The organism is Paracoccus sp. SY, from assembly GCF_002901215.1.
GTDB lineage: Bacteria > Pseudomonadota > Alphaproteobacteria > Rhodobacterales > Rhodobacteraceae > Paracoccus > Paracoccus acridae.
The window spans coordinates 1-6,075 of record NZ_NWMQ01000081.1; the positions used below are offsets into that span (position 1 = coordinate 1).

Consider the following 6,075-nt stretch of genomic DNA (forward strand, 5'->3'; position numbering starts at 1 on the left):
GGATTTTACGCCGCCGTTGACAACCATATGTTATTGATTGCAAAGAATTCCGAACCATGCATGTACAAAAGGGCAAATAGCCAAAAGACAACCGCACCGGTATCAAGGGCCCGTTCGCTTCTGTTAAAGGTGTTTCATGTTTCGACCCGAAAGCACGACAGCATTCCGCCCTGCCGTATCTGCCGACGACTGGAAGACCATCATGATGGCAATCAAGACCTACTCGCACAATGTCGAGTATCGGGAGCTCTTGGGACGTCTGGAACGCCAGGCCGTCCTGAACGGGATCATCGAGCCAACCCCCTCCTGTGGCAGAGATCGTCGGCGGAGCGGAACTGGGGCTCTCGCACACTAGTTAACCAGGCTGGCGGTTTCGTCCGCGCCTTTCCTGTCAGGATGACGAATGCCGCATCGTATCATGATCGTCGAGGACGAGGCGATCCTTGCCCTCGACCTGTCCGATCTTCTTGAAGATGCGGGCTACGAGATTGCGGGAATTGCCCGGGATATGCAGGCTGCTCTGCGGCTGGCGGAGAAAGGCTCCGTTGATCTTGCGACTATGGATATCCGGCTGGCGGGCGGAACGAACGGTGTGGATACGGCTTTGAAGCTTTGGCAGGAACATGAGGTTCGCTGCCTGTTTATCAGCGCCTCTCTTGACGAGAAAACGCGGAACCAGGTGCAGCCGGCACAGCCCATCGGCTTTGTCGAGAAGCCAATCCGCGAGCAAGAGATCATTGCTTCTCTGGATGCACATTTCAGGTGCGCCCCCTGACACCTCGACTGGCGGACCAATCGTCCATCTGCGGGTCCCGGAACCTGAAAACAAAGGGGGCCTCTGCCATGGACAAGCGATGACAGCACGCGCCGGCATGTCATCGCGAGCACCACCTACGGCGCGACAGTGCTGCCAAGGAAAACACCCTGAAGGCCCGCTCATCTCTCAGGAGCCGCTGGTTATGCTCTCGTAACTGAGATCGAGTGTGATACGCATGCCGCCTGGGGTGAAGGTGCGGACAAACGAGCCGTCCAGCTGATCCTTGACCGTGCTTTCGCACAGGGTGGTTCCAAATCCGCTTCCTTGGCTATCGGATGCCGGCTGCGTCTTCTCAAAGCTTTCCTGCCAGCGGATAATCATGCGGCCCCCCGAACATTCACTGCTGATAGCAAGCCGCCCTTCTTCTTGAGACAGGGCGCCGTATTTGACCGAGTTAGTGCAGAGCTCGTAGAATATAAGGGCCAAGGGCGTCACAGCGCTGCTGCTGACAAGAATGTCCTCGACCTTCACGACAACAGGAAGCAGACCCGTGAAAGGCTGCAGGACCGCCTCAAGAAGCGCCATCAGAGACTTCGAACCCGAAGAGCCATCCACCTCACCCATGGCAGGTGCGGTCAGGGAATGTGCAGCGGCCAAGGTAACGAAGCGACCGCGCATCAGGTCAACAAATCCTCCACCGTGCTGGTTTGCCGCGCGCACAACCTCAGCAGGCTACCGGCAATGGCAAAGCTGTTTCCCACCCGGTGCTTCATCTCCGACAACAACATCCGTTGCTGCACGGCCGCACGATGCTGGGCAGTGATATCCCGGGCAATCTTGGACGCCCCGACCACTCGACCGGTCCTGTCCCGGATGGGCGAGATGCTGACCGAGATCGGGAAGAATTCCCCGTTCTTCTTTTTCCGCACGGTCTCGAAGTGCTGGATACGCTCTCCTCGGCGCAGGCGGTCGATGAAGTCCACCTCTTCGTGCTGCCGATCATCCGGGATAAGCAGGGTGATCGGGCGTCCCACCACTTCCCCTGCGGCATAGCCGAACATGCGCTCGGCGGCCGGGTTCCAGCTGAGAATGATGCTGTTCAGATCCTTGGCCACGATCGCATCATTCGAACCCTCAACAATGGCAGCAAAGTGCTGCTGCAGGTTTTCGTCCAGAAGCGACATGATGGTATTCCAGGTGATGGCGTGAAAGCGTTCTAGCATCTCAAGCTGGATAAGAAAGACAAGGGGTTATTTGCCTCGGACCCGCTTCTGGAATGCTCTTGAAGCGTTGCTCACGAACTCGGATCAGTGGCCAGGCAGTACGTCTCCGCGGCCGTGGAGAAGCAGGATGAAATGGCGCCAGCGACAATGGCACGCAGAACGCTGGCATGATCCGTTGCCAGGCATTCCTGCTTCCGGCATGATTTGCGACATGCGTGACATCTTCGACCCAGACAGCTTCATCGTGCGTGCTGAGGTTCATATCCTCGACATTGAGCCCAGGATCAGCCGCACCCTTGATCTGCCCATCAGCCTCAACCTCGCCCAACTCCACGAGGTGCTTCAGGCAGCGTTCGGCTGGACCGACAGTCATCTGCATCAATTCAACATCGGGGGTCTTGTCTACGGCGCTCCGGAGTTCGACGAAGATGGCTGGTCAGACAACCGAACCTTCGAGGCCACCGAGGTCCGACTGATTGATTTCCAGTTTCCTTATCATCCCGGAGACGGCCCGCTCACGATCCTCTACGAGTACGACTTCGGCGACAATTGGCATCATGTGATGCGTTTGGAGCGGGTCGCGGGAGAGAAGGGCGTAAAGTACCCGCGCTGTATCGCCGCTACTCGCTCAGGTCCTCCTGAAGACGTTGGCGGCCCGTCAGGCTATGCCAGGTTTCTTGAAGCATGGCATGACCCCCATCATGAGGACCATAAAGCGATGCGCCGATGGGTGGGGAGTAAGTTTCACCCGGAAACCGTCGATCTCGACGCCATCAACAAGGCCATAGGCAAAGCGCTGCGTGCGTCGAAAGGTGGCTATCGTTTCCGCCGAGAAGACTGTCAAGACTGACGGCGACAAAGCCCTGAGCCATCCAGACCAGCCGCAGCTTCGTTTCTGCAAGAGCGGAAAAGGCATGCTTCTTGGCCTCGGGTTTCCGGCTCGTCTGGTGACTGCGTTGTCCGCGTCGCAAAACGATTACTGGCCTATCAGGGCCTTTGCCTTCATCCGGACAGCTGACAGCTCATCGTCAGTGATACGGCCTTTGGCCTTTGCCCGTCGCGCTCGCCAGTCCAAAGACTTGACCTGATCAGCCAGCACGGCACTTCCGCGCGCATCATCGATCGGCACTTCGAATGGATAACCTTTGATTTTTGTGGTCAGCGGGCAACACAGCATCAGCCCGATCCTGTTGTAGGCCGCGGGTGTCAGAACAACGGCAGGCCGATGCCCGGCCTGTTCATGTCCAGCCTGCGGCGAAAACTCGAGCCAGACGATCTCTCCGGCATCAGGAACATATTCTGCCATCAGAGAGCTTCGTTGCCGACAGGTCCACCGAAGTCGACCCCATCATGGATGTTCTCAGGGGTGATGCCGGCAAGCAGGTCAGCAAGGTCATATTCCTCGCGCCTGATCGGCTCGATGACCACACGCCCGTTGTCCTCCCGCACGTCGACCGCCTGATCGAGGCTCAAGCCAGCCGCGGCCATGACAGCGGAAGGAATGCGAACGGACGCACTATTACCCCATTTCTTGACAACAGCACGCATGGAGACCTCCTGGAGATACGCCGCCGATCCTATCTTACAGCTAAGGATGTAGCAACAGTGTATCAACTAGGGTGTTCATAAGAGGATCGTTGAGGGGACAGCCAGGTCGCCCCTGAACAGGCCCGTTGAAGCCCAGCAAACGCTGGCAGCGCGAAATCTCAGATGAATGGTCCGATATTTTTTGCAATGAAGGGGCGGCTACTGTTACAGATCAGGCCATGACACAGATTTTGATCGGCTACGCCCGCTGTTCTACCGACAAACAGGATCTTGCTGCGCAGAAGGGCATCCTTGTCAGCTTCGGAGTTGCCTCCGATCGCATCTACACCGACCACGGCTTTACCGGCACGAACCGGGCCCGCCCTGGTCTCGATCAGGCGCTTGCAGCCTTGCGGGAGGGTGACACGCTAGTCGTGCCGAAGCTTGATCGCTTGGCACGGTCCGTCCCCGATGCCCGCGACATTGCCGACAACCTGGCTACACGCGGCATCAAGCTTCAGCTTGGCAGCACCATCCATGATCCGACTGATCCTATGGGCAAGCTGTTCTTCAACATCCTGGCGACCTTTGCCGAGTTCGAGGCCGACCTGATCCGGATGCGGACCCGAGAGGGCATGGCCGTGGCCCGTGCTAAGGGCAAGCTGCGGGGCAAGAAGCCGAAATTGTCGGATCGCCAGCAGCAGGAGCTGCGGCGCATGTATGACACCGGCGAGTATTCCATCAGTGATCTGGCAGAGGTGTTCTCGATCTCGCGGCCGACCGTGTACCGCACCTTGGGCAGGCAGGCGGCGGTGGCGTGATGACAAATGATCCAAAGCCCCCAGGGCCACCTTCCCTGAAAAGTGAGACTCGCCAGACGAACTGGCGCCGCACCAACCTGCCGAAGTATCAGGCCCATCTTGCCGTTCAGCGGGCGCTCATCTCTGGCACTTTGGAAAGGCAAGCCTGTGAGGTCTGCGGCGCGGCCAAGGTCGATGCCCATCACGATCGATATGATGAACCCCTGAACGTGCGGTGGCTATGCCGTAGCCATCACGTCAAGCTGCACCACTACGGCGAAGATATGTTTCCCATCGGCCGATAGCAGGCGGGATTAAAGGGCGAGTGAGAGCAGGATGACGGCACGATCTATCGATTGGAAGGCTCTGCGCGATCAGTGTGCAGAGGTGCTGTGGCGTGAGGTTTCAGCGCCCCAACTTCCAAACATCTGCCGCCGTATCGGCCTTGATCCTGAAAAAACGCAGGCAGAGCCAATGAACAGCAAGCGAGTCTACGTGAAATCGCTTCTAGGTGCCGTGGATAACAAGGCTACCTTGGCTGTGGCACGCAGGATCGTAGAAGATTACAACGATTTTCAGCTTCGAGAAGCGGTCTGCAAGATTGACGAAGCTGCGCAGGCTCAGGTTTCGGAAGTCACGCGCCGCAAGCTCTTGGCCCTGTTCGATGGCATAGATATTTCCGGTTCGATTGATCTGGGAGAATTTCTAAATGAACTCTGGCCGCTAGGTACAATGGACTCTAACGGGCAGCATCAGCAAGGTGCCGTCCTTTATGGCAGCTTGGAGCGGGAAGTTTATCAGCACTGCATCCACTACAGCGATTGGTCGAACAGCTACCTGCTGAAGACCTTGGGCTTGCTGCACTGTTCAAATGCTCTGCTGTTCAGGTTCCTTGAGATGTGCGTTCACCCCCGAACTAGGGATGAGCAGGAGCAAAGACGGATTGCCAAGCAGATAACGGATGTTCTGCGCCGCGACGGCTTTGCCCTTGCTGAAGTCAGGGTGCAGTCGGGCTATCCAGTATTTGGTATTGTAACGACAGCAGCATTCGGGAAAAACCCGGCCTCAGAGGATGTGTCCGTTGTTTTGGCCTCTTTCGATGAGGACAGCGTTCATGCGGCATGGCAGAAGGCTATTTCTCGCAAAAGCACCGACCCAGAGGGGGCAATTACGTCCGCGCGCACCTTGTTGGAAACCGTCTGCAAGCACATCCTGGATGAGCAGGACATATCGTATCAGGCGACCGACGACCTGCCGAAGCTGTGGCACAAGTGCGCTGAGAGCCTGAACCTTGCACCTTCCCAACACACATTGGAGCCTTTCAAACAGGTGCTAGGAGGCTGCGCAGCTGTGGTTCAGGGCTTGGGCACTGTGCGCAACAGGATCGGGGATGCTCATGGTCAGGGGCGCCGCCCTGTTAAGCCGAGGCCTCGCCATGCAGCCTTAGCAGTCGATTTGGCAGGGGCAATGGCTACGTTCATTGTTGCCACTTTTCATGACAGGTAGAGACTGCCAGGATATCCTTCTGACGGTTTCCCGAACAGACAAATCAAATGACATTATTCAGCCTTTAATTTTGGAACAGGTCCGATGCTGACGCCTAGAGAAGCAATAGATCAAGGACAGGTTTGGCTTCGTCCGTTTGGCCACTTTATCCCTGAGCATCAAGGCTACATGGGCTTTCGTGATGAGGCGACACGAGACGAATTTTTCGATCAGATCGAAGACGGTGGTATTCCTCCGGTGAAGGCCGCCTGACGGTTTTGGC

Annotated in this window: 9 protein-coding genes; 5 read left to right on the forward strand and 4 right to left on the reverse strand. The window is 57.2% G+C overall.

What is annotated here, in order from left to right; genetic code table 11:
- The first annotated feature begins 403 nt into the window (after window positions 1–403).
- Window positions 404–775, forward strand: a complete 372-nt coding sequence (locus CK944_RS20995; protein WP_103175006.1) for a response regulator — start codon at window positions 404–406, stop codon at window positions 773–775.
- A gap of 168 nt (window positions 776–943) precedes the next feature.
- On the opposite strand, the gene CK944_RS21000 is transcribed toward CK944_RS20995, so the two are convergent.
- The gene (locus tag CK944_RS21000) at window positions 944–1,381 is read right to left on the reverse strand and encodes a hypothetical protein (RefSeq protein ID WP_158248106.1); all 438 of its coding nucleotides are present in this window, start codon (window positions 1,379–1,381) and stop codon (window positions 944–946) included.
- Between the two features lie 53 nt (window positions 1,382–1,434).
- Window positions 1,435–1,941 (reverse strand): PAS domain S-box protein, encoded by a 507-nt coding sequence (locus tag CK944_RS21005; RefSeq protein ID WP_158248107.1) that lies wholly within the window; start codon window positions 1,939–1,941, stop codon window positions 1,435–1,437.
- 166 nt (window positions 1,942–2,107) lie between these two features.
- On the opposite strand from CK944_RS21005, the gene CK944_RS21010 reads away from it, so the two are divergent.
- Entirely contained in the window at window positions 2,108–2,830 is a 723-nt protein-coding gene (locus CK944_RS21010; RefSeq protein ID WP_103175009.1) for a plasmid pRiA4b ORF-3 family protein, read from the forward strand.
- 126 nt (window positions 2,831–2,956) lie between these two features.
- Here the strand turns inward: CK944_RS21010 and mazF are convergent, their stop codons facing one another.
- Together mazF and CK944_RS24120 are read right to left on the reverse strand one after the other, a co-directional pair.
- On the reverse strand, window positions 2,957–3,286 hold the full coding sequence (gene mazF / locus CK944_RS21015) for an endoribonuclease MazF (RefSeq protein ID WP_103175010.1): 330 nt from the start codon (window positions 3,284–3,286) through the stop codon (window positions 2,957–2,959).
- Entirely contained in the window at window positions 3,286–3,528 is a 243-nt protein-coding gene (locus CK944_RS24120) for an AbrB/MazE/SpoVT family DNA-binding domain-containing protein (protein WP_103175011.1), read from the reverse strand. The genes mazF and CK944_RS24120 overlap by 1 nt, the downstream gene beginning before the upstream one ends.
- 218 nt (window positions 3,529–3,746) lie before the next feature.
- On the opposite strand from CK944_RS24120, the gene CK944_RS21025 reads away from it, so the two are divergent.
- The 3 genes from CK944_RS21025 (at window position 3,747) to CK944_RS23430 (ending at window position 6,065) form a co-directional block, all read left to right on the forward strand.
- Entirely contained in the window at window positions 3,747–4,328 is a 582-nt protein-coding gene (locus CK944_RS21025; protein WP_103175012.1) for a recombinase family protein, read from the forward strand.
- A 315-nt stretch (window positions 4,329–4,643) separates the two neighbouring features.
- The gene (locus CK944_RS23840; RefSeq protein ID WP_158248108.1) at window positions 4,644–5,813 is read left to right on the forward strand and encodes an abortive infection family protein; all 1,170 of its coding nucleotides are present in this window, start codon (window positions 4,644–4,646) and stop codon (window positions 5,811–5,813) included.
- Window positions 5,814–5,897: 84 nt separating this feature from the next.
- Window positions 5,898–6,065: a hypothetical protein gene (locus CK944_RS23430; RefSeq protein ID WP_158248109.1), complete on the forward strand. Its 168-nt coding sequence runs from the start codon at window positions 5,898–5,900 to the stop codon at window positions 6,063–6,065.
- Window positions 6,066–6,075 lie beyond the last annotated feature (10 nt).